At 43.5% G+C, this 24,446-nt stretch carries 24 protein-coding genes; 15 read left to right on the top strand and 9 right to left on the bottom strand.

What is annotated here, in order from left to right:
• The first annotated feature begins 39 nt into the window (after positions 1–39).
• On the top strand, positions 40–561 hold the full coding sequence (locus tag EO130_RS10900; protein WP_127141539.1) for a nuclear transport factor 2-like protein: 522 nt from the start codon (positions 40–42) through the stop codon (positions 559–561).
• A 125-nt stretch (positions 562–686) separates the two neighbouring features.
• A complete protein-coding gene (locus tag EO130_RS10895; protein ID WP_313781393.1) occupies positions 687–1,322 on the top strand; it encodes an FMN-binding negative transcriptional regulator in 636 nt (211 codons plus the stop codon).
• 5 nt (positions 1,323–1,327) lie between these two features.
• On the opposite strand, the gene EO130_RS10890 is transcribed toward EO130_RS10895, so the two are convergent.
• Positions 1,328–3,115, bottom strand: a complete 1,788-nt coding sequence (locus EO130_RS10890; RefSeq protein WP_127141538.1) for a PorP/SprF family type IX secretion system membrane protein — start codon at positions 3,113–3,115, stop codon at positions 1,328–1,330.
• A 275-nt stretch (positions 3,116–3,390) separates the two neighbouring features.
• Here EO130_RS10890 and EO130_RS10885 point away from each other — a divergent pair, with 275 nt between their 5' ends.
• Positions 3,391–3,864: a GNAT family N-acetyltransferase gene (locus EO130_RS10885; protein ID WP_127141537.1), complete on the top strand. Its 474-nt coding sequence runs from the start codon at positions 3,391–3,393 to the stop codon at positions 3,862–3,864.
• 122 nt (positions 3,865–3,986) lie between these two features.
• Positions 3,987–4,409 carry a DoxX family protein gene (locus EO130_RS10880; protein WP_127141536.1) on the top strand — a complete coding sequence of 141 codons (423 nt, stop codon included), beginning with the start codon at positions 3,987–3,989 and terminating at the stop codon, positions 4,407–4,409.
• A 1-nt stretch (position 4,410) separates the two neighbouring features.
• Here the strand turns inward: EO130_RS10880 and EO130_RS10875 are convergent, their stop codons facing one another.
• Positions 4,411–6,576, bottom strand: a complete 2,166-nt coding sequence (locus EO130_RS10875) for a TonB-dependent receptor (protein WP_127141535.1) — start codon at positions 6,574–6,576, stop codon at positions 4,411–4,413.
• Between the two features lie 213 nt (positions 6,577–6,789).
• Between EO130_RS10875 and EO130_RS10870 the strand changes: the two genes are divergently transcribed.
• Positions 6,790–7,209, top strand: coding sequence for a DUF2141 domain-containing protein (locus EO130_RS10870; RefSeq protein WP_127141534.1), 420 nt, complete (start codon positions 6,790–6,792; stop codon positions 7,207–7,209).
• A 252-nt stretch (positions 7,210–7,461) separates the two neighbouring features.
• Positions 7,462–8,403, top strand: a complete 942-nt coding sequence (locus tag EO130_RS10865) for a LysR substrate-binding domain-containing protein (RefSeq protein WP_127141533.1) — start codon at positions 7,462–7,464, stop codon at positions 8,401–8,403.
• A 34-nt stretch (positions 8,404–8,437) separates the two neighbouring features.
• Here EO130_RS10865 and EO130_RS10860 read toward each other — a convergent pair whose 3' ends face one another.
• A complete protein-coding gene (locus EO130_RS10860) occupies positions 8,438–8,635 on the bottom strand; it encodes a hypothetical protein (protein WP_127141532.1) in 198 nt (65 codons plus the stop codon).
• Between the two features lie 228 nt (positions 8,636–8,863).
• On the opposite strand from EO130_RS10860, the gene EO130_RS10855 reads away from it, so the two are divergent.
• Positions 8,864–10,039, top strand: a complete 1,176-nt coding sequence (locus tag EO130_RS10855; RefSeq protein ID WP_241244343.1) for a D-alanyl-D-alanine carboxypeptidase — start codon at positions 8,864–8,866, stop codon at positions 10,037–10,039.
• Here EO130_RS10855 and EO130_RS10850 read toward each other — a convergent pair.
• From EO130_RS10850 to EO130_RS10840, 3 genes are all read right to left on the bottom strand, one after another.
• A complete protein-coding gene (locus EO130_RS10850) occupies positions 10,033–10,620 on the bottom strand; it encodes an NUDIX domain-containing protein (RefSeq protein WP_127141530.1) in 588 nt (195 codons plus the stop codon). The two genes, EO130_RS10855 and EO130_RS10850, sit on opposite strands and share 7 nt — an antisense overlap.
• Positions 10,607–10,969 carry a DUF4406 domain-containing protein gene (locus EO130_RS10845; protein ID WP_241244342.1) on the bottom strand — a complete coding sequence of 121 codons (363 nt, stop codon included), beginning with the start codon at positions 10,967–10,969 and terminating at the stop codon, positions 10,607–10,609. The genes EO130_RS10850 and EO130_RS10845 overlap by 14 nt, the downstream gene beginning before the upstream one ends.
• A 66-nt stretch (positions 10,970–11,035) precedes the next feature.
• Complete coding sequence (locus EO130_RS10840) at positions 11,036–11,593, bottom strand: Crp/Fnr family transcriptional regulator (RefSeq protein ID WP_127142073.1); 558 nt, start codon at positions 11,591–11,593, stop codon at positions 11,036–11,038.
• A gap of 147 nt (positions 11,594–11,740) precedes the next feature.
• Between EO130_RS10840 and EO130_RS10835 the strand changes: the two genes are divergently transcribed.
• Positions 11,741–13,297 carry a M81 family metallopeptidase gene (locus tag EO130_RS10835; protein WP_127141529.1) on the top strand — a complete coding sequence of 519 codons (1,557 nt, stop codon included), beginning with the start codon at positions 11,741–11,743 and terminating at the stop codon, positions 13,295–13,297.
• On the opposite strand, the gene EO130_RS10830 is transcribed toward EO130_RS10835, so the two are convergent.
• Positions 13,294–13,947 (bottom strand): DUF2461 domain-containing protein, encoded by a 654-nt coding sequence (locus tag EO130_RS10830; RefSeq protein ID WP_127142072.1) that lies wholly within the window; start codon positions 13,945–13,947, stop codon positions 13,294–13,296. The two genes, EO130_RS10835 and EO130_RS10830, sit on opposite strands and share 4 nt — an antisense overlap.
• A gap of 761 nt (positions 13,948–14,708) precedes the next feature.
• On the opposite strand from EO130_RS10830, the gene EO130_RS10825 reads away from it, so the two are divergent.
• Positions 14,709–15,914 (top strand): BspA family leucine-rich repeat surface protein, encoded by a 1,206-nt coding sequence (locus EO130_RS10825; RefSeq protein ID WP_127141528.1) that lies wholly within the window; start codon positions 14,709–14,711, stop codon positions 15,912–15,914.
• 1,089 nt (positions 15,915–17,003) lie between these two features.
• On the opposite strand, the gene EO130_RS10820 is transcribed toward EO130_RS10825, so the two are convergent.
• Together EO130_RS10820 and EO130_RS10815 are read right to left on the bottom strand one after the other, a co-directional pair.
• The gene (locus EO130_RS10820) at positions 17,004–17,804 is read right to left on the bottom strand and encodes a TIGR00266 family protein (protein ID WP_127141527.1); all 801 of its coding nucleotides are present in this window, start codon (positions 17,802–17,804) and stop codon (positions 17,004–17,006) included.
• Positions 17,805–17,969: 165 nt separating this feature from the next.
• Positions 17,970–18,425, bottom strand: a complete 456-nt coding sequence (locus EO130_RS10815) for a DUF4442 domain-containing protein (RefSeq protein ID WP_127141526.1) — start codon at positions 18,423–18,425, stop codon at positions 17,970–17,972.
• A 169-nt stretch (positions 18,426–18,594) separates the two neighbouring features.
• Here EO130_RS10815 and EO130_RS10810 point away from each other — a divergent pair, with 169 nt between their 5' ends.
• The 6 genes from EO130_RS10810 (at position 18,595) to EO130_RS10785 (ending at position 24,446) form a co-directional block, all read left to right on the top strand.
• A complete protein-coding gene (locus EO130_RS10810) occupies positions 18,595–19,077 on the top strand; it encodes a DUF4870 domain-containing protein (RefSeq protein ID WP_127141525.1) in 483 nt (160 codons plus the stop codon).
• A gap of 261 nt (positions 19,078–19,338) precedes the next feature.
• Positions 19,339–19,668, top strand: coding sequence for a PadR family transcriptional regulator (locus EO130_RS10805; protein WP_127141524.1), 330 nt, complete (start codon positions 19,339–19,341; stop codon positions 19,666–19,668).
• A gap of 9 nt (positions 19,669–19,677) precedes the next feature.
• Entirely contained in the window at positions 19,678–21,414 is a 1,737-nt protein-coding gene (locus EO130_RS10800; RefSeq protein ID WP_127141523.1) for a PspC domain-containing protein, read from the top strand.
• Between the two features lie 148 nt (positions 21,415–21,562).
• Positions 21,563–22,285, top strand: coding sequence for a head GIN domain-containing protein (locus tag EO130_RS10795; RefSeq protein ID WP_127141522.1), 723 nt, complete (start codon positions 21,563–21,565; stop codon positions 22,283–22,285).
• Positions 22,286–22,392: 107 nt separating this feature from the next.
• The gene (locus tag EO130_RS10790) at positions 22,393–23,403 is read left to right on the top strand and encodes a dipeptide epimerase (RefSeq protein ID WP_127141521.1); all 1,011 of its coding nucleotides are present in this window, start codon (positions 22,393–22,395) and stop codon (positions 23,401–23,403) included.
• Positions 23,403–24,446, top strand: coding sequence for an aminotransferase class I/II-fold pyridoxal phosphate-dependent enzyme (locus EO130_RS10785; RefSeq protein WP_127141520.1), 1,044 nt, complete (start codon positions 23,403–23,405; stop codon positions 24,444–24,446). The genes EO130_RS10790 and EO130_RS10785 overlap by 1 nt, the downstream gene beginning before the upstream one ends.

Genomic DNA, 24,446 nt, shown 5'->3' with positions numbered 1-24,446 from the left:
TGTTTTCACTATAAATAATTAACCTTAATTCAAAAGACAATGAAAAAAGTAATTTTCCTTTGCGCTATTGCTGTACTGGCCTTCAGTGCATGCCAACAAGGTCCTGTAAGGTATACACAGGATTCACCGGAAATAAACACCGTTAAAAAACTGATTTCCAATTACAACAGTAAAACGTACGATACCAGTATGTATGCCGACACCTCCAAAACCTACTACAACACCATTAACAATCCTATGTCCCCTAGCGAGGCCATGGACTATCACAAACAATCGGATCAGAATTATGCCTCCAGAGGTTTTGGTGGAGACAACATGGAATATGAAATGGTGGTTACCGACGATGGGGAAACTTGGGTGAATTGTTGGTTGGGCTGGAAAGGAACCCTGGCCGCCAATAACAAGGATATCTATATCCCCATACATTTGACCTATCAATTTGTGGATGGGAAAATAGTGAGAGAGCATGGCTATTGGGACCCTTCTGAAATTGTGATGGAACTTCAAAAAATAGAAGCCGAAGCCAAAATGGCAGAGGAAGAAATGGAACCCATGGAATAAATTAGGTTCCACAGATACTATTGACAGAAAAGGCCCTTAATTGGGTCTTTTTTTATGACCCTTGAATCAGGGCATCAAAAATCCTATGGCAAGAAAGCTTATTTACTACCTTTACCTTTTTACATTTGAAAACCATAGGTTCAATCCATATGTACATCCCACCACATTACCAAAATCACGATACTGAAGAAGTCAAGAAGTTTATTAAAAAAAACAGTTTTGGCATTCTCATCAATGTTATGGAAAACAAGCCTTGGGGCACCCATATTCCATTGGAATTGGAAGAAGATGAACATGGAAATGATGTTTTGGTCGGGCACATAGCCAAAGCCAATCCACAATGGAAATATTTCAGGAACGAAGCAGAAGTGCTCTGTATTTTCAACGGTCCCCACGCTTATGTTTCCTCTTCATGGTACAAGGAAGAAGAGGTACCCACCTGGAACTACGTTGCCGTGCATGTTTATGGAGCTCTTCGGGTATTGAGCGAAGATGAAACCATGGCCTCAATGCATCGGTTGGTGAACAAATATGAGAGAGACTCCAAAAATCCTATCTCCTTGGACCACATGTCGCCGCAAACCCTTCGCCAAGTAAAGGGAGTGGTTGGTTTTGAGATACGCATATCCGATATTCAAGCCACTTACAAACTTTCGCAGACCCGTGCTGCAGATCATAAAAAAATCGTCTCGGAGCTAAAGGAACGCCCCGACTCGGGGAGCCAGGGCGTTGCGTCTTTGATGCAAAACAACAAAGAGTAAAGGTCTCATTCAATATCTTGGAAAATGGCGTCCGCCCAGTTGGCATACCTTGAATTTTCCACATGCATGATCCAAATTTCATCTCGATATTTCCCTTCCATTTTGGATCGGTAAGCCTCATAGGCCAGTTCATTCTCTTCAAATTTGGCCAAGTACACATAGTTGAGTCCGTTTTCTGGATTCTTGAAGTATTGTGCCTCCAATCCTTGGCTCTTTAACTCTTCCATAAAGTTTTTAAGGTAAGTCTCGTTCTTGAACACATTGGCCACAATGTAATGCCCTTGCCCAACTCCTTCCAGACTGATGTATTTTTCAATCGGTTCAAAGGCGCCACCATGAAAAGACCCTTCTTGTATTGGTTTAGCGGTTGCACTTGCTTTTTTCGTTTGCTGCGCCAAAGCAGTGTTCATGGAGTTTTCAATGGAATTGTAAACGGAGTCCAATTGCTGGCTATCGACGGTGTATAATTTTTGTGCTTTGGCTTCAATCCCGGGAATGTCATCGCCGTTATGGCGTTTTACCAATCGCATCACCATTTCAAAGCGTTTTTCCATATCCTCTTCCCTACTCTGCTTCATGGAATCCATTTTGTACAGCAGATCATCGATTACGGCATAGCTATCTTCTTGCTCTTGCTGCAATTGGGCAATACGCTCTTCCCAGTAGGCCCTATCCTCCTGATTGGTCGGTCTCAAGGTAGTTTTTGCATCCAGCTTACTGTTCGTTTCGGTTTTCTTCGTTTCTTCACCAGCATCAGCCACACTATTATTTTCCAACTTGTTCTCTTCATCCTCATTGGAAACCATAAAGGTGTTCTTGGACAAATTGGGCACAAAGGAATAAGCGATTGAGATTTCGTGGGTCACCCCAAGATTGGCAATACTATTGTTGAGACTTTTCTCAAAATTATAGCCAAAGGATAGCCTTTGGTTCAAGTTAAAACCCGTTCCTGCCGAAGCACCATAAAATTGGTCATATCCACCTTGTATCCATCCCAGTTTAGGTAGGTCAAAAATCACACCTCCACCAAAAATCGGGTCTTCGCCGCCTTCAAAACGCACACGCGCCAAAGGCATTAAACGGGCATCCTCAAAAATACCGCTTCCACTTGCCATGTCCTGTACGTATTGTACATGACCGGAAAAGGTCTTTTGGTTGAAATTGGTCAAGGATTCCCCGGATCTTAAATTGAAATCCACCAAATTTTGGGCAAAGACACCAAAATCAAACTTGCCTATGGTTAGATTGAGACCTGGCTGAAAGGAAAGAATGGAACTTTCGCTTGCTTCGTTGAGCACTGGGTCTTCCTCCAAGGCAACTGCCCTGCTGGGATCATAACTGCTCACATAATAAGGGATATTTACCCCAAATGTTAAACTACTCTCCTCGCCTAACTGGATACCGTGGGAATAATTGGCCATGACACCAAGGTTGGAAATTACCCCCTCACGTTGGTTGTAAAGACTGAAACCTAGGCCGATCTTATCGCTCAACCTTCCGCTATAACTCAAAAAATAGTTCTGGCGGTTGTTGTCGAAATCTGCGCTCTGGCTTCGGTGAAAGAAATTGATATACGATTTGTCCTCGCGTATGGACGAAAAGGTGGGGTTGATCAAAAATCTATTGAATTTCAACAGATTTTGAAACGGGACATCGTAGCTCACATAAGGATTGTTTTCCTCCTGTGCCTGAATGGGAAGGCCAAGAAAAATAACAATGAAGAACGCGTAAAGGAAGCGCTCAACTTGGGACGGGAATACAGTTTGGGGAAACTGGGGTAGTTTTATCTCCATAGCCGATTGGGGTTTGTAGGTTAATGCGCCCGATGGGAACAGGCTGATATGTTTTTAAGTTCTTTATTTGCAAGATTTGGGACCTTGTAAGAATTTTACCACTAAAACGTAATGTAAAACTAATTATTTTCTCGACCAAAAGGTAATTTTTTCGTTGAATGGAACGCCCAATTGACGGATAGGCCGTTTCAATCCATGAATACCCCATTTCAATTGACGGATGTTACTGGAATTCAATTTATTTTTGACGGTAAAAATCAACAGAAACCTCTCCAATGGATACAATTCCCTTGATAATTCCGTATTCTGATGCCTATCAGGATGATTTTAGGCGACTGAACGAAGAATGGATCCTAACTTATTTTGAGTTGGAAGAGATGGATAAACGAGCTCTCAACCATCCAAAGGAATATATATTGGACAAGGGAGGCTATATCGCTGTTGCCCTATGGGAAGGAGAGGCGGTGGGTGTATGTGCCTTGATTCCCTGCATCCATGAAGGTTACGATTTTGAGCTGTCCAAAATGGGAGTATCCCCAAAAGCACAGGGAAAAGGCATTGGAAAGCTGTTGGGCGAGCATGTTATTGCCAAAGCAAAAGAATTGGGCGCAAAAAAACTGTTCTTGGAAAGCAACCGAAAACTAGGACCCGCCTTGTCACTTTATAAAAAATTGGGCTTCCGGGAAATGGTCAGGATAGCTTCACCGTACAGCCGAAGTGATATTCAAATGGAACTAAACATCATCTGAGCCTTACCCATTTCGCAAGGGAAGTTGTACAAATCCCCGTTCATGGAGAGGTTTAATCACTTTTTCTACCATATATCACTAAAAATGAGTACCTTATAAAGACACTTTTAAATTTCTTCGTCATGGGTCTCATCAAAAAGCTCAATAAATGGGCGAATGCCCATACCTACCTCCTACTGGACCTGATACGGATCTTGTTGGGTGTTGTCTTTTTTATAAAAGGCATCGAATTTATGAACAACTATCAAGAGATGGAGCGACTTGCCAGTCCTTTTCAGGAGTTACCTGGTGGTATGATCTTTCTACACTACTTGATTCCGGCCCACTTTGTGGGAGGTTTGCTCATTGTTGTGGGATTGCTAACGCGCTGGGCCGCCATTGCACAATTGCCCATCCTGTTTGGGGCCATCCTTACCAATTTTTTGGGCCAGATGGACACCAATAACCTTATACTGGCCATTATTGTACTTCTTACCACACTCTTCTTTATTGTATACGGTTCGGGAAAACATTCGGTGGATTATTACCTGAAAATGCAGCAATGATCTAAAGATTGTCCAATTGATTGCTCTTTCCATCCGTGCTTATGGTCCAGAAAAAGCCAACAAAGAAAAAACTATCCGCTGGCGGAGTAATGGCCCTTCTGTCGAAAACACCATCCGCATTGGGTGTGTTGGCGTATTGATAGTTGCTAATATTGTTTGTGCCCAAAAGGTTGTTCACTGAAAAGTAGAGTATTTTTTGTTGGTCTATCAAATAAGCCCAGTTAAAGCTCAAGTTGCTAAAAGACCTTGTTCGTTCCCCCATAAAATCCGCGGTATTGGGGTTATTATACGGTCTCCCCGTAGCATAGGCATAGGAAAAACCAATTTGTGACCTCAAATCGTTCACCCAATATTTGGTAACCAACGATAGGTTGTGCTTTGGCGCAAAATTAGGTGTGGCCCTTTCCGGAAAGTTCCTGTACTGTCTTTCCGTATCCAAATAGGAGTAGGATGCCCAATAATCCAAGTTTTCTATGCTTTTGCTGTCCCTCCAAAATATATCGATTCCCATCGCATAACCATCCCCAGCATTGGAGTATGCGGAATTGAACTGTGGCATTTTGGTATCGAATCGTATCAATTGGTCATAATCCTTATAGTAGCCTTCCGCCCTAAAGGTTTTGCCATTGTTGATATATTGATAGTTAAGGATATAATGGGATGCCTTCTCCATGCCCACCTCCGTATTAAACTTCACTACTTCAGTGAGCGGTCGTTGGTAAAAATCTCCATAAGCCAACGAAAATTGCCCGTTTTCCCAGGGTTTGTAAGCCAAGGAAGCCCGCGGGGATACCCGAAATTCATCCAAGAGACTTGTCTGCTCGGCCCTAACACCTAGTTTCATCGCAAATTGATTGGACAAAAAGATATCGGATTCCGCAAAAGCGCCCCAAAGACCGTCCACAAAGCCATTCTCGAACTGATTGTTGGCCGCATCCTCGTAGGTTTCTTCATAATCGGTATGGAAATACTCCACCCCAAAACTCAAATCGAACCGATTGCTAAAGTTTTTTCTAGCTTTCAACTTCAGATGGGACGAAGTGTCCTTGGTATCGACCTTGTCTTCAATAATACCGATATCGTTGGTGTCCCAAGCAATGGAAGCTCCTGAGGTAAGGCTCCAATCATTTTCAAAATAGTACTTGTAGGAAGCATTGAAGTATAAATTACTGTTCCTTAATCGAAACCGTACAAAGTCATCAAAATTGATGTCCTCTTGCTCTATGTCCAAATTGGCATGGTTAAAACCCGTGTAGAGTTTGAACATGCTTTTTTCGCCCTTGCTCCGAAACACAGTCTCACCAGAAATGGATTCAAATGGACTTATCCAGCGCATACCTTGGGTGGATGGTATCAACTCTTCATAGGGGGCAAGGTTCAGGTAGTTGACATTGAGGCTCAAGGATTGGTCTTCGTTCCATATTTTGGTATGCCCAACACCCCCTCCTACGCTCATGACTGAAATATCCGTTTGCTCCTGAACCGGAACATCGGTAGTGTTCAGCAGAAGCACACTGGACAAGGCTTGCCCATATTCGGCGGAATACCCACCCGTGCTAAAAGAGATGCCCTTAAACAAAAAAGGCGAGAACCTGCCTCGGGTCGGAGTATTGTTGGCAGTGGCATTAAAGGGTTGAAAAACCCGGAGTCCGTCAATAAAGACTTGCGTTTCATCGGCGGTACCACCTCGTACAAACAACCGGCCATCTTCGTTAACCGTTGTGGTTCCGGGCAAGGTCTGCAATGCAGCCACAAAATCTCCAGCCGCACCCGCGGTGGTCACAATATCCAAAGGCTTCAATACCGATGCCTTTGAATTGTCCCCGGCTTCAAAAGTACCAGCGGTCAAGGTAACCCCATCCAACGAATTGAAGGACTCCGACAGCTTTATTTGAATATCGGTGAAATAGGAGATGTCTCCTGCCTCGTAGTGCGTTTCATAGGACAACATGGAAACGACCAAGGTTTGCAAACCCTCCTCCTCCGTTTCAAAAGTGAATTTTCCTTGGGCTTCGGAAGATGCCCCGTCATAGGTGCCCTCCAAATAAATGTTCGCCCCCTCGATAGGATTGTTCTTGGCATCCGTTACCGTTCCTGATATCGTTTGTTGCGCGAGAAGCGTACCAGAAGTAAGCAGTAAGAGGATAAGAAGAATGCTGTTTTTCATGACTGTTCGTTTTGTTTGATGCCACAAAATTGCCTCGCTCTTGGAAGGCAAACCAAAACGAAATACCCAATTGTTATTTTTTACACCTGAATTGAAATCCTATTTTCCCCTTTGCAATTCACTCCTTAAATTCCACATTTCAGTCATCTTGAATTTGTTACACGAATCACTTGCAGCAACTTTGTGGCATACAAATCATCAAAAACAAATCATATGAAAACTGTAACACTAGCTTTAAGTTTTTTCTTGGTAAGTATCATCGCCAGTGCGCAAGACAAGGATGGGGTGGATATTACCGTAACCATTGACAACGTTCAGAGCAATGAGGGTCAAGTTCTTCTGGGGCTGCACACCGCCGACACCTTTATGAAAGGTCCTGGAATACAAAACCTCCAAAGCAACATTGAAGATGGAAAAGTTACCGTGACCTTTACCAATGTTGCCCCTGGGGCTTATGCCATCATGGCCCTGCACGATGCCAACGGAAACAAACGTATGGATTATGAGCCAAACGGAATGCCCAAAGAGAGCTACGGAATGTCCGGCAACGATATGACCATGGGTCCGCCAAACTTCAACAGCGCCCAGTTCCAAGTTGGCGAGGAAAATTTGGAGTTCAACATCCGGTTCTAAGGATAATAGCTGAACATTGAACGATTAGGTCGTCTAAAAAGCGATAATATTTGAACTTTGTCAGGTTGAGCGCAGTCGAAACCCATTGATTATCAATGTATTTTAAGGTCTCGACTGCGCTCTAACTTACAGTTAATCAGCTTTTTAGACAGCCTTTTTGTTTTAAAACCACTGTCATCCACGATTTCAGTTTTTCTTCTATAGATTAGACTGATGGTTTTTTATACTTTTATGTCCTAAACTTATTATTGGATGACCATTACCCAACTACAGTATGTATTGGCCGTTGCGGAACACAAGAACTTTACCTTGGCCGCAGAGAAAAGTTTTGTGACCCAGCCTACCCTGAGCATGCAAGTTCAGAAGTTGGAGGACGAACTCGACATTCTCATTTTTGACCGCAGCAAAAAGCCCATCACCATCACGGAAGTCGGAAAGAAAATCGTGGCACAAGCCAAAAATATTGTGGCAGAAGCGGAACGCATCAAAGATATTGTAGATCAGGATAAAGGGTACATTGGAGGAGACTACACCTTGGGCATCATTCCAACGGTAATGCCAACACTGCTGCCCATGTTCCTGAACGCCTTTATCAAAAAATATCCCAAAGTAAACCTTATTATCAAAGAGCAGTCCACCCAAACCATGATCAAGAATATCTTGGACGGTCATTTGGATGCTGGAATTGCCGCTACTCCTTTGGAAATTGAATTTATCAAGGAGCGCCCCCTCTATTACGAGCCTTTTGTGGGATATGTCCCAAAAAACCACCGTTTGGCTGCAGAGGAACAATTAACCACCGAACATTTAGACGTAAGTGATGTTCTTTTGCTACAAGATGGACACTGTTTTAGAGAAGGGGTCATCAATCTATGTAAAGCATCGCAAAACCTAAGTGGCGAACATTTTAAGATAGAAAGTGGCAGTTTTGAAACCTTGGTGAGCTTGGCCGATGAGGGTATGGGCATGACCCTCCTTCCCTATTTGAACACCTTACATTTGGACAAACAAAAGACCGTAAATTTAAAATCATTTAAAAATCCTGTGCCCGCTAGGGAAATAAGTATGATCTACCATAAAAGCGAGCTAAAAATACAGATTACGGATGCCTTGAGGGAAGTCGTTTCCAGTATAGTACGAGGGGCCATTGCCTTTCAGGATGTCAAAATCATCAGCCCATTGGCCAAAAATTAAAAGAGCCGCTTTTTAGCGGCTCTTCGGTTTGTGTTTACTTTTTTAACAGTAGTAATGTTGGACGTAATTCTGGTTTATCCACAATATAAAATTGCAACCAGATTTTCAGCTCTTCTACTTCGTTGGGCAACAGTCTCGAAATTGCCTTTTGAAGTTCCCTAGCAAAAAGTTTCGCATCAAAACTCACCTTTTGAAGGATTGTTTTGGTGTATTCTAACATAGCTCTAGGCATAATAATTTGATTAAATTGGGTCAATAGGTTATGTTCTAAATTAGCAAAAAAGCCGTTTAAAAAACTTAACTTCCAGTTAAAAAATAAATATGTTGTTGTTAAAATCGATGAAGATAACCGATGCATAAACCCCCCAAAAAACCAATCAACCCACTGATTATCAAAACATTGTTTATTGCTTTTTTGATGACGGGTTGCTCTTCGCTGAAAAGGACATTGAATCAACGAATGGCGGATGAATCCTTTCGTCATTCCTTTCATGGGCTTGTGATCATCGATGCCAATACCGATAAGGAAATTTATGCAGTGAACGGTGATGCTTATTTTACCCCTGCCAGTAACACAAAGATTGTAACCTTTTATACCGGGCTCCGTTTGCTGCCCAAAAACATACCTGCATTGCGGTATATGGTCGCAAACGATACTGTTTTTTTCGAGGGAACCGGCGACCCCACTTGGCTACATCCTTACTTTAAGGACAGTACAGCAATCCATTGGCTCCAAAAACAAGGAAATCTGGCCCTTTTCACCAAAAACCATCAAGAAAAACGGTTCGGACCCGGCTGGGCATGGGAGGATTACGACACTTACTTTTCACCGGAAAAATCCATGTTGCCCCTTTATGGAAATGTGGTCATGATGTCCAACAATGACGCATTGGAGGTTTCCCCTGGAAATTTCAAAAATCAGATTACCCTAAAGGATACGACGATACATCGCGAAGAGTTTCAGAATAGGTTTTACATATCCCCAACCGAACAGGATACGTTGGAAATCCCCTTCATCACCAATGATACCCTAAGCAAGGGATTGTTGGAATCAGTTTTGGGCAAGGAGATTGTCTTGGCTAAACAGTTTCCCGAAGGGAAAAAACAGGTGATTTATGGTGTGGACACCGATTCCATATACAAACGAATGCTATTTGTAAGCGACAACTTTTTGGCCGAACAATTGTTGTTGGCAGCCTCTGGTATGATTTCCGATACCCTGAGCACCCAAAAGGCAATAGACTATATGTTGGGAAATGATCTAAAAGACCTTGCCCAGCAGCCTCGCTGGGTAGATGGTTCTGGGCTTTCGCGCTACAACCTGTTTACCCCACGTTCGTTTGTCCACATCCTTCAAAAATTACACGATGAACTTCCAGAGGACCGCCTGTTCGCTATTTTCCCCATGTGGGGTCCGGATAGCACGGTCGAAGAATGGGAGGACACGACCACGGAGCCTTTTCTTTTTGCGAAATCCGGTTCTATGGGCAACAATTATAATTTGAGCGGCTACATCAAAACAAAATCGGGCAAATTGCTCATCTTCAGTTTTATGAACAATCATTTTAGGGTGCCTTCCCAAGTCATCAGGGAACAAATGTATACTACCCTAAAGCATCTCTACGAGCATTATTGATTAAAAATTCCCTCAATCTGGGCGTATTGCAACAACATTATGGTCTTGGCATCTCTAATCTCTCCAGATTTTACCATACCCAAGGCTTCATTAAAACCCATCTCCAAGACCTCAATGTTTTCCGTTTCATCATCGGCACCACCCCCTTCGCTAACTTTCATCCCATCTTCGTAAGCGCCAATAAAAAAATACAGGATTTCGGTAACCGAACCTGGCGACATGTAGGACTCAAAGACCTTCTTTACATGATCAATCTTATAGCCTGTTTCCTCCTCTACTTCCATTTTAATGGTTTCTTCGGCATTGCCTTTTTCTAAAATTCCAGCACAAGCTTCAATCATCATTCCATCCGTATTGCCGTTCACATAGGTGGGCATTCGAAACTGTTTGGTAAGCACCACCGTTTCTTTTTCCACGTTGTACAATAAAATTACTGCTCCATTGCCACGATCGTAGGCTTCGCGAATCTGCTTTTCCCAGACCCCATCGTCGCGCAGATATTCAAAGGTGATTTTTTCTAGGGAATACCAGTTATCCGAAAGCAATTCCCGTTCTATGTTTCTGACTCTATTGTTCTGCATTTGGGATGTCATTGATATCGTAATAAATTTTTAGTCCAAGTTTTTTGGCCAATTCCACATCCTGATCAGCGCCTACCGATTCCCCTTCAATGCGCAAAACGGCGTCACACTTTCGCAACAATCGATGCGCCACAGGATATTGGATCTCATTGAATATGTCATCCCCTACTTCTTTGGAACCCGCAAGTTCAATGAGTGGATTGGCTGCCCATTCCCCGATCATGGGAACATGCCCCTTGCGGAATACGGGCAAAGCTTGGGCTTCCAATTTGTCCATGTTTTTTTTAATGCGTGCCGGATCATTTTGGGTGCCACTCCTGTAAGGTCCAGCGATTAGAATCATCATCATTTTAGAAAGTTTTTGGTAAATAAAATCAAATACCTTGAATTTAAACTTAAGATAGTTTAAGCCCAACTATTTCTTTTTTACCGAGCTCAAAAATTCTGGGGTTACCCCAAGATAGGAAGCAATTTGCTTTTGCGTTACCTTCTCCGCCAAATCGGGGTACTTGCGAATAAAGTTGAGATACCTTTCTTCGGTTGTCAAAGATATATTGTCCAAAACTCTTAATTGTTCCCTGATGTAGGCCTTTTGGAAAAGAATTCTGAAAAAGCGTTCCAACTTGGGTATTTTATTGAGCAAATCATCAAAATTTGACCGACTTAAGGTGTATACCATACTATTTTCCAAAGCTTCCAATGAAAGTAAAGAAGGTACTTTGTTCAAAAAGGAATTCATGTCGGTAACCCACCAATCCTTGGGTGCAAACATGATGGTGGATTCCTTGCCGTCCTTGTTAAGGTTATACGCCCGAAAACTTCCAGATTCCACAAAAAACAGGGTGTCACAAATGCGCCCTTGGTCAATAATGATTTCCTTTTTCGGAACGGAGATGGATGGTAGCAAGGAGAGTAACTGGCTTTTTTCTGATGGATTGAGCGATATATGCTTACCGATGTTCTTCAAGATCATGTCCACCTGCTATGCTATTTTGATAGTTTAGTCATTTTTTAAATATAATGCTTATCCCCGTATCATTCCGAGACACTCCTTTCTTTTGATACCTTACCAATAATGTCGATATTTAGGTCTTACTGAAAATCAACCAAACCTGATAAAATGCGTAACCCTTTACTTTTATTGTTGTTTTGTGCCTTGCTGATGGGCTGTGAAAAAAAAACGGAACCACAATTGCCCCGAATAGCCATAGCCGGACTGGGCATTGAGTCCAGTACCTTTTCACCCGCGCTCACCCACGAAGAAGCGTTCCATGCGAAAATAGGTGATTCTATTTTTAACCGTTATCCTTTCATGGACGCTGATTCCACGTTGAGGCAACGAGCCGAATGGGTTCCCACTTTAGTGGGAAAATCGTTGCCCGGAGGCACGGTGACCCGAGAGGCTTATGAATCCTTAGTAGGTCAAACCTTGACCCTACTGGAAAAAAACCTGCCGTATGATGGACTTTTCTTTGATATTCATGGTGCCATGAGCGTGGTGGGGCTCGATGACCCAGAAGGTGACCTCATCCGACGAATTCGTCAAGTGGTAGGGCCCGATGTATTGATTTCCACTTCCATGGATTTACATGGAAATGTTTCCAAGCGCCTAGCTCAGCATACCGATTTAATCACCTGTTATCGGATGGCCCCGCACGAGGACGCCATCGAATCCAAAAAACGTGCTGTTGAAAATTTGGTGTCTAGGCTGGAAAACGGAAAAGGCAAACCCAAATACAAGGCTTGGATTCCGGTGCCGATTTTACTGCCTGGCGAAAAAACAAGTACCCGAGTAGAACCCGGAAAAAGCCTGTATGCCCAAGTTCCTGATGTGGAGCAAAAGGAAGGCGTTATCGATGCCGCTATTTGGATTGGATACGCATGGGCGGACGAGCCTCGAAACCATGCCGTAGTCATGGTGACAGGAGATGACAAAGAACAGGTTACCGAAGGGGCTGAAAAACTGGCCAATAGTTTTTGGGATGTCCGCGAAGAATTTGAATTTGTTGCTCCCACCACATCCTACGAAGAGGCTTTGGGACAAGCCCTTGCCAGCGACAAAAAACCGTTTATCCTTAGCGATATGGGCGACAACCCCACCGCAGGCGGTGCCGGCGATGTCACGTGGACGTTGACAGAACTTTTAAAACGAGAGGAATTCCATGCACCCCATGGCAAATCTTTGATTTACGCCTCCATTCCTGGGCCAAAACTCGTAGAAGAGGCTCTTAAAGTGGGTGTTGGTGGAAAAGTCAGTGCGAAGGTGGGTGCTGAAATCGATGACCGATATGCCCCACCGCTGTTATTAACTGGCGAAGTAACGGCTATTCGGGAGGGAGATGTGCATGCCGAGACCGAGGTGGTGGTAAAAGTGGACAATGCCCATATCATCGTAACCCAAAAAAGGAAACCCTATCACAAAAAATCGGATTTCACCAACTTGGGACTGCATCCAAGTGAAACCGATATCATCGTGGTCAAAATTGGGTATTTGGTACCCGAACTATACGATATGAGAGGGGACTGGGTCATGGCACTTACTCCAGGGGGCGTCGACCAAGATCTTCAACGTTTGGGACACAAAAGAATCATACGCCCAATGTTTCCCTATGATGAAGATATGGAACGACCAGACCTATCAGCCCGTTTGATACAAGCTTCGGATGAGTTGGACTAAACGGTGACCGCCTGGTTCAAATATTGACGGAACGGAAGCATTTCTCTATACACGGCAATAATCTTTTCCTTGAAATCAGGGCTCAGTACCTCTGCCTTGGATAATTTGTATTCCACGGCGAAGGTTTTGTTCCGCAGCAAATCAATTTGTGGATGGTCATTGGAAAAACCTTTTGGTGATGACACCAATTTTTCATCTTCGTAGAGGCCACCGAACATTTTTTGGAAGGAAGGTTTGTCCAAAATCTTTTGTAATTCCTCGCCATTGTAATCGATGGCATCCCTGATACTCCGTAGCGTTTTGGAGTCGGGTCGCCAACGACCTCCGGCCAGCAAGCATTGTTTTAGACCAATTTCGATATAAAAATCGGCGGAATTGGGCGCTTTGTCTAAACCAGCACCAAAATGATCTTTATAAATGGGTTTGTTTGAGTGGAACATCAAATTATTGTTGATTCTGTTGATGCCTTTTTTTCCAGGAGTTGGGTAATAATCATCATGGAGCTGGCCCATGGTCATATCCAAATCATCCAACCAAGTGATGAAATCGTTGCGGAGAGATTTGTACCATTTTCGGTTGGTATCCATCCATTCCTTGTTATTGTTTTGTTGCAATTCTTCCAGAAAATGGAACAGGTCGTTGAAATCCATATCCACAAAAGAAATGATTTTTTTTGGGATTTGAGACAATGGATGTTGGATTGACGGATGATTGGATTTTGTATGGTTATGTGGTTTTAAGGTTTAGAGTTTGTTATTTTAGGGTTTGGTGTTCACTGCCTATTACCTAATGCTAACTGCTCACTGTCCAACTAAACCAAGTCTATTTGCTATCGTCTTTTCTCTCCTTATTCTTGATTCTTAGCTCCCCACTGCACAAGGTTCTCGATACATTTTTTGTCTTGTTTTTTTAAAACCGCTAAAAAACACTCGAACTGACAAACCCTCTTACAAAAACAACAATTTCAACTGCGTACTGCAAACTGTAGACTGACTCCCAACTCTTTACCCGTAACCCGTAACTCTCAACTCTAAACTCCAGGCTTCGGACTGCAAATCATCTACTGTCCCACCAAATAAAGTCTATTTTATATTGTCTTTTATCTCCTTATTCTTGATTCTTGCCTCTTGGTTCCTATCCAGGTTTCTCGACTGCCTACTGCAAACTGCCAACCGACTCTTTACCCGTAACTCATAACTCTAAACTCCTAACTTCTCTTTTCTCTCATCTAATTTCTCCATTCTACTGTCTAAAATCTATTTTCTGTCCTCAAAAATCCATCTCCCCAAAAAAATCCGTCAGATCAAACAGGGCATCCGTCAGATCGTAGCCTGCATCCGTCAGATCGTAGCCTTGACGTGGGCTTATACAATGTAATTTGGCCGCCTATTAAATTTTTAAACAATAAACAATGAAAAGAATTTCAAAAATTTCAGTCTTAATGCTCGCGACATTTGCGTTGATGTATACGACATCATGTAGCAAAGATGACGAGCCGACCCCTTCACCACTAAACAACGAAAATCCTATTGAAAATCAAGACAATAAGGATAGTGGCAATTCCAATCAGCCTCCTACCGCCAATGCGCAAAAGTTTGAAGTGGCCGAAGATGCGGTCGCAGGAGACGTAATTGGTGTAGTAGAAGCTGAAGATCTTGAGGGAAATCCCCTAACCTACACCTTGGTAGCAGATGACAGCGAACTTTTCCAAGTCGCGGAAAACGGTGAGATTACCTTAGCCGAAGGTAAAAATCTAGACTTTGAGACCACCATTGGTTATAGTCTCACACTCAATGTAAGCGACGGTATCAACGAACCTGTTGAGTTTACGGTTAATATTAAAGTGGTTAATGTGATAGAAACCCTTTTTGAGGATCCCGAATCATTTATTCTAAAGTTTGATGTGGCGGAAGGACAACAACTGACCATTGGAACTAACGAGAACTATGAATATGACTATATTATTGATTGGGGGGATGGAACAGATGAAGAAGAGTTAACCGTTCATTATCCCACACATCAATATGGTACTGGTGGAATCCATTTTGTAGCGATAAAGGGTGTGTTCCCAGCCCTTAGAATGGGTGGAGCTTTAGTCATTGAGAGTCGTCAGGCTTTATTGGATGTAGTTCAATGGGGAACAATTGAATGGAAATCATTTGAATCAGCGTTTTTTGGATGTACCAACTTAGAGGGGTTTAGTGCGACAACTACTCCCAATCTTTCAGAGGTCAAAGACTTCCATAATATGTTTTTTAATGCAACAAAATTCAATTCGGATATAAGTGATTGGGATACTAGTTACATAACCTCCATGACATCTATGCTTAATGGTGCTACAGCCTTCAATCAAAGTTTGGCTGGATGGAATATTGGAAGTGTCGTGGTAATGTCCAATATGCTTAATAATAGTGGGATGAGCGCAGAGAATCTAAACGCTACGCTTATTGGTTGGAATAACTTTGTAGAAACCAATGATGCCCCTAAGAACATCAAACTAGGTGTAGATAATCTTACGGTTTGTGGAGAAGAGGTTATCACTGCTATCCAAAACTTAGAAGCCAATCATGAGTGGACTTTTGATGGTAATCTTTCCATAGAAGCCAACTGTCAATAACATCATACAAAATAAGATCTTGTCCTAATCCCCAAAGCACAAACAGAGCCACTGGCGGCCTTCGGGTTTCCGGTGGTTTTCTATTCCGTGCGGTTGCTGAGCGGTGGTCATTTCGACATGAGGAGCGAAGTGACAATTGAGAAATCCGACGGAAAAACTCAAGTTCAAGTGTCAAGTTCAAAAGATGACTGCCCTCTTGGGTCTTGATTCCTGTTTCTCGGCTCCTGAATCTTGGCTCCCCACTGAACTAGGCTGTCATTCCGCACCTGATGCGGAATCAATTTTAATGGGATGCTGAAACCAATTCAGCATGACGGTAAGAGGTCATTTCGACATGAGGAACGTAGTGACGATGGAGCAATCTGATTGAAAAACTCAAGTTCAAGTGTCAAGTTCAAATAACTGCACTCTTGGCTCTTGATTCCTGTCTCATGCCTCCTGATTCTTGGCTCCCCACTGAAATAGGTTCTCGATACATTTTTTGTCTCTTTTTTTTAAAAAAAATCGCCAAAAAACACTCGAACTGACAAACCCTCTTACAAAACCAACAATTTCAACTGCCTACTGCAAACTGCGGACTGATTCCCGACTCTTTACCCGTAACCCGTAACTCGCAACTCTAAACTCTAAACTCATAACCCCTAACTCCCGACTGCAAACCGTCTACTGTCCACCAAATCAAGTCTATTTTCTATCGTCTTTTCTCTCCTTATTCTTGATTCCTGATTCTTGGCTCATGGCTCCTGTAAAGATTTCTCGACTGCCTACTGTTTCCCTATTTCAGTCCTTACTGTCGCTTCGACTCCGCTCAGCGACCCCTGCCAACTGACTTCTGACTCCCGATAGATTTCTCACTTCGTTTCGAAATGACATCATAAATCCTGACTTCCGACTTCGGACTCAAACAAAAGATTTCTCGACTGCCCCTCGACTGCGCTCGGGGTGACAGTTCGAAATGACATCCTAACTCGCAACACGAAACACGTAACTCTAAACTCCTAACTTCCGACTACTAACCCACAACACGAAACTCGTAACTCTGAACCCATAACTCAAAACTCCTAACTCTCCTCTCCTGTCTCCTAAAAATTAAAACCGATTATCCCCATCGAGCAAATCGCCCAAACCACCTAAAATGCTGCCTTCACCTTTGTCTTTTCCGCCACCACGGGGCGCAGCGGCCCACACACGGCTAGCCAGTCTGCTAAAGGGCAAGGATTGCACATATACCGTTCCTGGGCCACGTAAGGTAGCAAAGAACAATCCTTCACCGCCAAATACGGTATTCCGGATGCCTCCTATAAATTCAATATCATAATCCACAGTCTGGGAAAAACCAACAATGCAACCTGTATCGACCTTTAAGGTCTCGCCAGGGGCCAGTGTCTTCTTGGCCATGGTTCCTCCCGCATGCACAAAGGCCATTCCATCACCCTCCAATTTTTGCATGATGAATCCCTCACCACCAAAGAAACCGCGGCCCAAGCGTTTGGAGAACTCAATGCCAACGGAAACACCTTTTGCGGCACAGAGGAAGGCATCTTTTTGGCAAATGAACTTCCCTCCTTTTTCGGATAAGTCGATAGGTACTATTTTTCCGGGATAGGGCGAAGCAAAGCTTACCTTCTTTTTCCCCTGACCGATATTGAGGAAAGCCGTCATAAACAGACTTTCGCCGGTAAGCAAGCGTTTCCCCGCGGAAAAGAGTTTGCCCAAAACCCCGGTGTCTTGATTGGAGCCATCACCAAAAATAGTGTCCATTTTAATGTCTTGATCCATCATCATAAAACTGCCTGCCTCGGCCACAACAGCCTCTTGGGGGTCTAGTTCTATTTCCACATATTGCATTTCTTCGCCATAAATGTGGTAATCAATTTCGTGTGCGTTCATTTTTTGATTGTTTTTATGCTCAGCTTGACTGAGTATCTCTCAGCTTCACTGGGTATCTTGTTATTGTGTTTATCTGTTGCTTTGTTTAGGGTTTTGTTACACTCAATAAAGAATCCTTTCATAATTAATGAAAGTTTGACCTTTAAGCATTCACCCTTTACCCTGCTACGCCTTCACCTTGACCGTCCATTCAAAATGAAAAGTGGATACCTCTACCCCATCTTGGTTGATCCCTACCGCTTTCATCCAACAGGTTTGTCCTTCCCCTGTTTCCACGGTTTTTTTTATCGCATCGGCTATCTGTTCGCCATCCTCACAGGTAAAATTGATGCGTCCCGTAGCCTTTTTTGTAAAGGTGGCTTTATTATTCGCTACGAGCATGGATACTTTTTTGCCACTCTTTTGGATTTCGTTCATCACCAATGCACCCGTACTTAGTTCAGCGGCCATTCCCTGAACGGCCCAAAACATGGATTTAAACGGATTTTGGTTGATCCATTTATGCTTTACCGTGGTCGTTGCTTTTTTTTCATCAATATATTGGAGCCGTACCCCGCACCACCATGCCGAAGGGAGCTTCATAAAAGTAAACATATTGATTTTACTGGGTGTCAGTGCCATATACGTTGTTTAAGTCAGTCTAAAAATAGGTAAAAAGAAGTTATCTATTATTGTTAATTTTATGTTAAATTATAGTACTTTGTTTTGCATAGTACCATCTTTTGGATATATATTTGCATCGTAAGCTAATAGGTTAACCCCTTTACAATCAAAAAACATCAATCAAAAAATGGCAACTACTATCACCAAACACGAACGAAATTTATCCGCGATCATCCACGCGTCCATGTTCTCGAAGTACTTTATCCCGTTTGGGAACTTTATACTTCCCTTGATCTTATGGACCGCCAACAAAAAAGAGCACGCGTTTGTCGATTACAATGGCAAACAGGCGCTCAACTTTCAAATTAGTATGTTGCTTTACTCCATCGTGGCAGGTTTGGTCACTATTCCGTTTTTTATCGGGTTTTGGCCAGACTTGTTCGATTGGAATTTTTTCGGGTTCCATGGGTTGAGCGACCTCAACAACCTAAACATTCACATTGATAGTGATGATTTTAGGTTAGGTAGACTGATCTGGCCCGTAGGCATATCCGGGTTTTTACAAGTGGCCTTGGCCGTGGTCAACATCGTATTCACCATCTTGGCCACCATACGTACCAACGAGGGGGAATATTTTAAATATCCATTTACCATAAAATTCATCAAATAACTATAGGAGCTTCATCACCTCCAAAACATTCATCAGCAATCAAAGAAAAACGGAGTTTAACCACTAGCCCTGAGCGAAGTCGAAGGGTCAATCAAAAAACGAAAAAAATCATCAAATCATCAATCAAAGAACCGTTTCCACTCCCCTGCCCAATTCAGGGGAATGGAGTGGAAACGAAACCAAATCAAGTTTGGAAGAACAAAGAAAAACTGTTAATCAGATGCCGAACCCAGTTCAGCATAAATTTAGAACCATGAAATTATGAACATAGAAAACACAAAAGCACAAATGCGCAAGGGGGTTCTGGAGTATTGCATCTTGTCCATCCTAAAGGGTGACGACAAGTATGCCTCAGAAATTCTGGAAGCCTTGAAAGACGCAAAGATGTTAGTAGTGGAAGGTACCATATACCCTTTGCTCACAAGGCTAAAGAACGCGGGACTGCTCAACTACCGTTGGGAAGAATCCACATCGGGACCTCCCCGCAAGTATTATGCGCTCACCGAAACAGGCCAGTTGTTCCTTAACGAACTCAACGGGACCTGGGATGAACTTAGAAATGCAGTCAATCTGGTAACCAACACAAAATAGAATCAAAAAATGAACAAGACAGTAAATATAAATCTAGCAAATACGCTCTTCCACATAGACGACGATGCGTACAATAAGCTCAGACGGTATCTGGAGTCCATAAAGCGCTCCTTTTCCGGCACCAAGGGCAGCGACGAGATCATTGCCGATATTGAGGCAAGGATCGCAGAACTCTTTCTGGAGAAAATGGAGAACGAACGCCAAGTGATCACCAATAAAGAGGTAGATCAGGTAATCGATGTGATGGGACAGCCCGAAGATTACATGGTGGACGAGGACATTTTTGAAGACGAACCCAAAAAGAGCTACGCACAACCCGTAACCCGTGCCAAAAAACTGTACCGGGACATCGATCACAAATACATTGGTGGCGTCTGTGCCGGTTTGGAGCATTATTTGGGCATCGATGCCCTTTGGGTAAGGCTTATCTTTATCCTATTGGCCGTATTTACCAGTGGTTTTGGACTCATTGCCTATATCCTTTTATGGATTTTGGTTCCCGAGGCCGCCACTACCTCCCAAAAATTGGATATGCGGGGGGAGCCCGTCAACATCAGCAATATAGAACGCAAAGTTAAAGAGGGGTTTGATGATGTTGCGGACAAAGTAAAAAACGTTGACTACGAAAAAGTGGGCAACAAGGTCAAAAGCGGCTCCAAGACCTTTTTTGATACCATCGGGGACATTATCCTGTTCCTGTTTAAGGTATTCGGTAAGTTCATAGGCATATTATTGATCATCATCGGGGCATCCACCTTGGTAGGCTTGTTCTTCGGACTGTTTACCGTAGGTATGTTCGATGCAGTAAATGTGCCGGGCGTAGACTTTTACGAAATCGTGAACACCTCTGGCGCACCAGTTTGGTTGGTATCCATCCTGTTGTTTTTCGCTGTGGGGATTCCGTTCTTCTTCGTCCTATATTTAGGTTTGAAGATTTTGGTGAACAACCTGAAATCCATTGGAAACATTGCCAAATTCGCTTTGTTGGGTCTATGGTTGATTTCCGTGGGCACCTTGATTGTGTTCGGAATACGGCAAGCCGCTGAGTTCTCGTACACCGGAAGTGTGAACGATAGGGAGCAACTGGTCTTTGAAGTGCCATCCGATACCTTGATGATCACCATGAAAGATGCGCATAGCGAGTATGACCGTGATGACATTCATTTTGGTAGAATGACCTTTGGGTATGACGACAATGACAACCGGATTTTGATATCGGACGAAGTGGATATCAAAATACGTAAGGCGGATAACGACTCCATCAGCATCAACATTCGAAAAGATGCCGATGGTAGTTCTACGCTGGCTGCCCGCGACCGTGCCAAGAACATTACTTACGGATATAGCATTGATGGTAATGCAATAGTACTCGACAAATATTTGACCACAGAAACATCCAACAAGGCGAGAAATCAAGAGGTGACCGTTACCATTTATATTCCCGAAGGGAAAACGGTGTATTTTGATGACAACACCAGCCGCTATATTGGCAGGGGAATCGATAACGACCAAGGCTATTACCGAAGTGGTATTGCTGGCCAATACTGGTTGATGGATGACGACGGAGAATTGCAATGCTTGGACTGTCCAGAAGATGATGACGATGAGGATAGCAATGGCAAGGGCAAGATTATCATTAACGAAGATGGTATTGATATCGACATCAAGGATGACCAAGATTCCTTTGAAATGAAGATCAATGAAGACGGCGTAAAAGTGAAGGCCAATGAAAAAAGTAACAATTGAGTCGCTTATTTCGTCAATTCAGAAGGTTTTATTGCCAAAAAAGCACACATAATCAGACATTTACACTGAATTTATTCAGTAATTTTAAAATCAAATCTCAAAATCAATCAAGATGCCCAGTCAAGCTGAGCATAAAAAAACAACAATCATGACAACACTAGCAAGATTAGCAATCGCCGCACTCCTATCCCTCTTTGCATCCTCATGCATGATGGATATGAATTTCGGCAACGGAAAAACCGGTAACGGTGAAATCGTGGAAGAAAGCCGCGATGTAAAAGAAGACTTTGACGTGGTGGCCGCCTCGGAGGGCATCGATGTATTTGTGACCCAAGGCTCCGAATTCAACATTACCGTGGAGGCTGACGAGAACATCATTGACCTTATCGGAACCGATATTAAGGACGGACGATTGAGAATCCATGCCATCGAAAACATTGGCAGGGCTACCAAAAATGTTTACGTGACCTTACCCGAAATCACTGGTTTAGAAAGTTCCAGTGGTGCCGACCTCATCGCTCAAAACGTGATAAAGGCCCAGAACATTGAACTGGACGCCAGTAGCGGTTCTGATCTGCACGTAGAGTTGGTTGCCGGAGAAGTTTCCGCCGATGCCAGTAGCGGTGCCGATATCAAAATATCCGGTCAGGCCGATGCCCTTTTTGCGGATGCCAGCAGCGGTTCCGATATTAAAGCGCAAGACCTTATGGTAAAAAGATGCAGTGCCGACGCCAGTAGCGGTTCCGACATTTCGGTAAACGTTTCGGAATCCCTTGTGGCCGATGCCAGCAGCGGAGCAGACATCAGGTACACCGGTGATGCCAGCGTACAGACCAAAAAATCCGTGTCTGGTAGTGTAAGCAAGTATTAATCCAATTCCCTTTAAATATGCAAAGGCCCGCCGAGTTTTCGGTGGGCTTTTGTCTTTATTATGTTTGGGTGAAATCCTATCTTAGCAAGACGCAATACAAACCAACGATGCAGATAGTCCTTAAAAAATACATACTCCAACTTGCCCATACCTTTACCATTTCAAGGGAATCAAGGGACGAACAAGACACCTTGATCGTCGGACTTTCCTTGAACGGCAAAACCGGCTATGGGGAAGCCACCTCCAACGATTACTACAAAATTACCATTGAAGGGATGATGGCCGAAATTGAAGCCGTTAGAGGTCAAATTGAAGCCTATGATTTTGATACTCCAGAAAACTTTTATGAATTTTTGGAATCGCTCCATCTCCATAAATTTACGCTGTGCGCCTTGGATTTGGCCGCGAACGACCTGTACGGAAAGCTTCAGGGAAAACCGCTTTATGAGCTATGGGGTACCTCGATTGCAACATATCCAATGACCAATTATACCATTGGTATCGACACCGTCGAAAAAATGGTGGCCAAACTACGGGAAAAACCGTGGCCCCTTTACAAAATCAAATTGGGTACTTCTGATGATGTTGCGATAGTCCGTGAACTCCGCAAGCACACCGATAGTATTTTCCGAATCGACGCCAACACCGCATGGACCGCTGAACAAACCATTAAAAATGCACCATTATTGAAAGATTTGGGAGTAGAATTTTTGGAACAGCCGCTAAAAGCGGATGACTGGGAAGGCATGGCATTGGTCAAAGAAAAATCGGTGCTTCCTGTGATTGCCGACGAAAGCTGCATTGTAGAGGAAGACGTGGAACGGTGCGGGCCTTATTTTCATGGAATCAACATTAAACTGACCAAGTGCGGTGGACTGACCCCTGCAAGACGGATGATCAACAAAGGACGGGAGTTGGGGCTACAGCTTATGGTGGGTTGCATGACGGAATCTACGGTTGGCATATCGGCCATTGCGCAACTGTTGCCCCAATTGGACTATGTGGATATGGACGGTGCCATGTTGCTTAAAGGAGATATTGCCACTGGCGTATCCATTTTGGAAGGTGGACGAGTAGTTTTCCCGGAACTACCCGGTAGTGGTATAGCTCTGCTCTAATGGCGCATTCTGTTCACCGCATACCGGATAGGGAAATGGTAATTGATGGACAATCCTACCTCTATTTTGGAGGCACGGCCTATTTAGGGCTTCAAAATTATGCCCCCTTCAAGGAGCTTTACCTTACAAATGTTTCCAAGTTTGGCATGCACTACGGCGCTTCACGAAAAGCGAATATTAAATTGAACATTTACAAGGAAACGGAAGACCATTTGGCCCATTGGGTAGGCAGTGAAAGTAGTCTGACCATGTCCAGTGGCTATTTGGCCGCACAATTGGTCGTTCATAGCTTGATAAAAAAAGGCCATCCGGTGATAGCAACGCCTGACGCACATACGGCGCTTCGCATTAATGGAGTATTGACCACGAAAAGTTTCGATGAACTGGAAACCTTGGTGACCAAACACCAATCAAGAAACGCATTGTCGCCCGTAATTCTCTTCGACACCATTGATTTTTCGGGAAAACTATATCCTAACTTCGACGGGGTACGAAAATTACCCTTGGACCAGTTGATTTTGGTGGGAGACGACTCTCACGGTATCGGTCTCGTAGGAACCAATGGAAACGGTTGCTTTGGGATGCTTAAAGCCTTGGGCGCACAGAAGCTTTTGGTCTGCTGTTCACTTGGAAAGGCCATGGGCATACAGGCTGGAGCTGTTTTTGGGGATACGGAAGATATTCAAGAACTGGAGGCAACACCCTTTTTTGGAGGGGCGAGCCCTGCCTCCCCAGCATTTATGGCCACACTTTTGGATGGTAAAAGATTGTATTCGCAACGTTTGGAGCTTTTGAAAGAAAACTATCGTTATTTCAATTCCCAGTTGAAAGACCCGAGCTTCTTTGCTCATTTACCGGGTCACCCGACGTTTGAATTTGAGAACAGTACATTGGCTTCGCGATTGGAAAAAAAGGGTTTTTTGTTCACCAACTTCAACTACCCAGATGCGAACGGACCTTTAGTCAGCCGCATTGTGCTATCTGCATATCATAACAAAATTGATGTCGAGCAACTTTGCGCTGCCCTTAATGGTTTATTGTAG

The organism is Flagellimonas marinaquae (genome assembly GCF_003992675.1).
In the GTDB taxonomy this organism is placed as follows: Bacteria; Bacteroidota; Bacteroidia; order Flavobacteriales; family Flavobacteriaceae; genus Flagellimonas; species Flagellimonas marinaquae.
Note: the sequence above shows the minus strand (reverse complement) of the source record. Positions and strands in the feature narration are given on the sequence as shown.

Bases quoted from the DNA above. Each gene is read 5' to 3' on its own strand.
- EO130_RS10785 (WP_127141520.1), top strand. From the start codon at position 23,403: ATGGCGCATTCTGTTCACCGCATACCGGATAGGGAAATGGTAATTGAT.
- EO130_RS10865 (WP_127141533.1), top strand. From the start codon at position 7,462: ATGACCATTACCCAACTACAGTATGTATTGGCCGTTGCGGAACACAAG.
- EO130_RS10800 (WP_127141523.1), top strand. From the start codon at position 19,678: ATGAACAAGACAGTAAATATAAATCTAGCAAATACGCTCTTCCACATA.
- EO130_RS10845 (WP_241244342.1), bottom strand. From the start codon at position 10,969: ATGATGATGATTCTAATCGCTGGACCTTACAGGAGTGGCACCCAAAAT.
- EO130_RS10790 (WP_127141521.1), top strand. From the start codon at position 22,393: ATGCAGATAGTCCTTAAAAAATACATACTCCAACTTGCCCATACCTTT.
- EO130_RS10810 (WP_127141525.1), top strand. From the start codon at position 18,595: ATGGCAACTACTATCACCAAACACGAACGAAATTTATCCGCGATCATC.
- EO130_RS10795 (WP_127141522.1), top strand. From the start codon at position 21,563: ATGACAACACTAGCAAGATTAGCAATCGCCGCACTCCTATCCCTCTTT.
- EO130_RS10830 (WP_127142072.1), bottom strand. From the start codon at position 13,947: ATGGATTTCAACGACCTGTTCCATTTTCTGGAAGAATTGCAACAAAAC.
- EO130_RS10890 (WP_127141538.1), bottom strand. From the start codon at position 3,115: ATGGAGATAAAACTACCCCAGTTTCCCCAAACTGTATTCCCGTCCCAA.
- EO130_RS10880 (WP_127141536.1), top strand. From the start codon at position 3,987: ATGGGTCTCATCAAAAAGCTCAATAAATGGGCGAATGCCCATACCTAC.
- EO130_RS10875 (WP_127141535.1), bottom strand. From the start codon at position 6,576: ATGAAAAACAGCATTCTTCTTATCCTCTTACTGCTTACTTCTGGTACG.
- EO130_RS10900 (WP_127141539.1), top strand. From the start codon at position 40: ATGAAAAAAGTAATTTTCCTTTGCGCTATTGCTGTACTGGCCTTCAGT.
- EO130_RS10885 (WP_127141537.1), top strand. From the start codon at position 3,391: ATGGATACAATTCCCTTGATAATTCCGTATTCTGATGCCTATCAGGAT.
- EO130_RS10860 (WP_127141532.1), bottom strand. From the start codon at position 8,635: ATGCCTAGAGCTATGTTAGAATACACCAAAACAATCCTTCAAAAGGTG.
- EO130_RS10840 (WP_127142073.1), bottom strand. From the start codon at position 11,593: ATGATCTTGAAGAACATCGGTAAGCATATATCGCTCAATCCATCAGAA.
- EO130_RS10805 (WP_127141524.1), top strand. From the start codon at position 19,339: ATGAACATAGAAAACACAAAAGCACAAATGCGCAAGGGGGTTCTGGAG.
- EO130_RS10850 (WP_127141530.1), bottom strand. From the start codon at position 10,620: ATGCAGAACAATAGAGTCAGAAACATAGAACGGGAATTGCTTTCGGAT.
- EO130_RS10825 (WP_127141528.1), top strand. From the start codon at position 14,709: ATGAAAAGAATTTCAAAAATTTCAGTCTTAATGCTCGCGACATTTGCG.
- EO130_RS10815 (WP_127141526.1), bottom strand. From the start codon at position 18,425: ATGGCACTGACACCCAGTAAAATCAATATGTTTACTTTTATGAAGCTC.
- EO130_RS10820 (WP_127141527.1), bottom strand. From the start codon at position 17,804: ATGAACGCACACGAAATTGATTACCACATTTATGGCGAAGAAATGCAA.
- EO130_RS10835 (WP_127141529.1), top strand. From the start codon at position 11,741: ATGCGTAACCCTTTACTTTTATTGTTGTTTTGTGCCTTGCTGATGGGC.
- EO130_RS10855 (WP_241244343.1), top strand. From the start codon at position 8,864: ATGGCGGATGAATCCTTTCGTCATTCCTTTCATGGGCTTGTGATCATC.
- EO130_RS10870 (WP_127141534.1), top strand. From the start codon at position 6,790: ATGAAAACTGTAACACTAGCTTTAAGTTTTTTCTTGGTAAGTATCATC.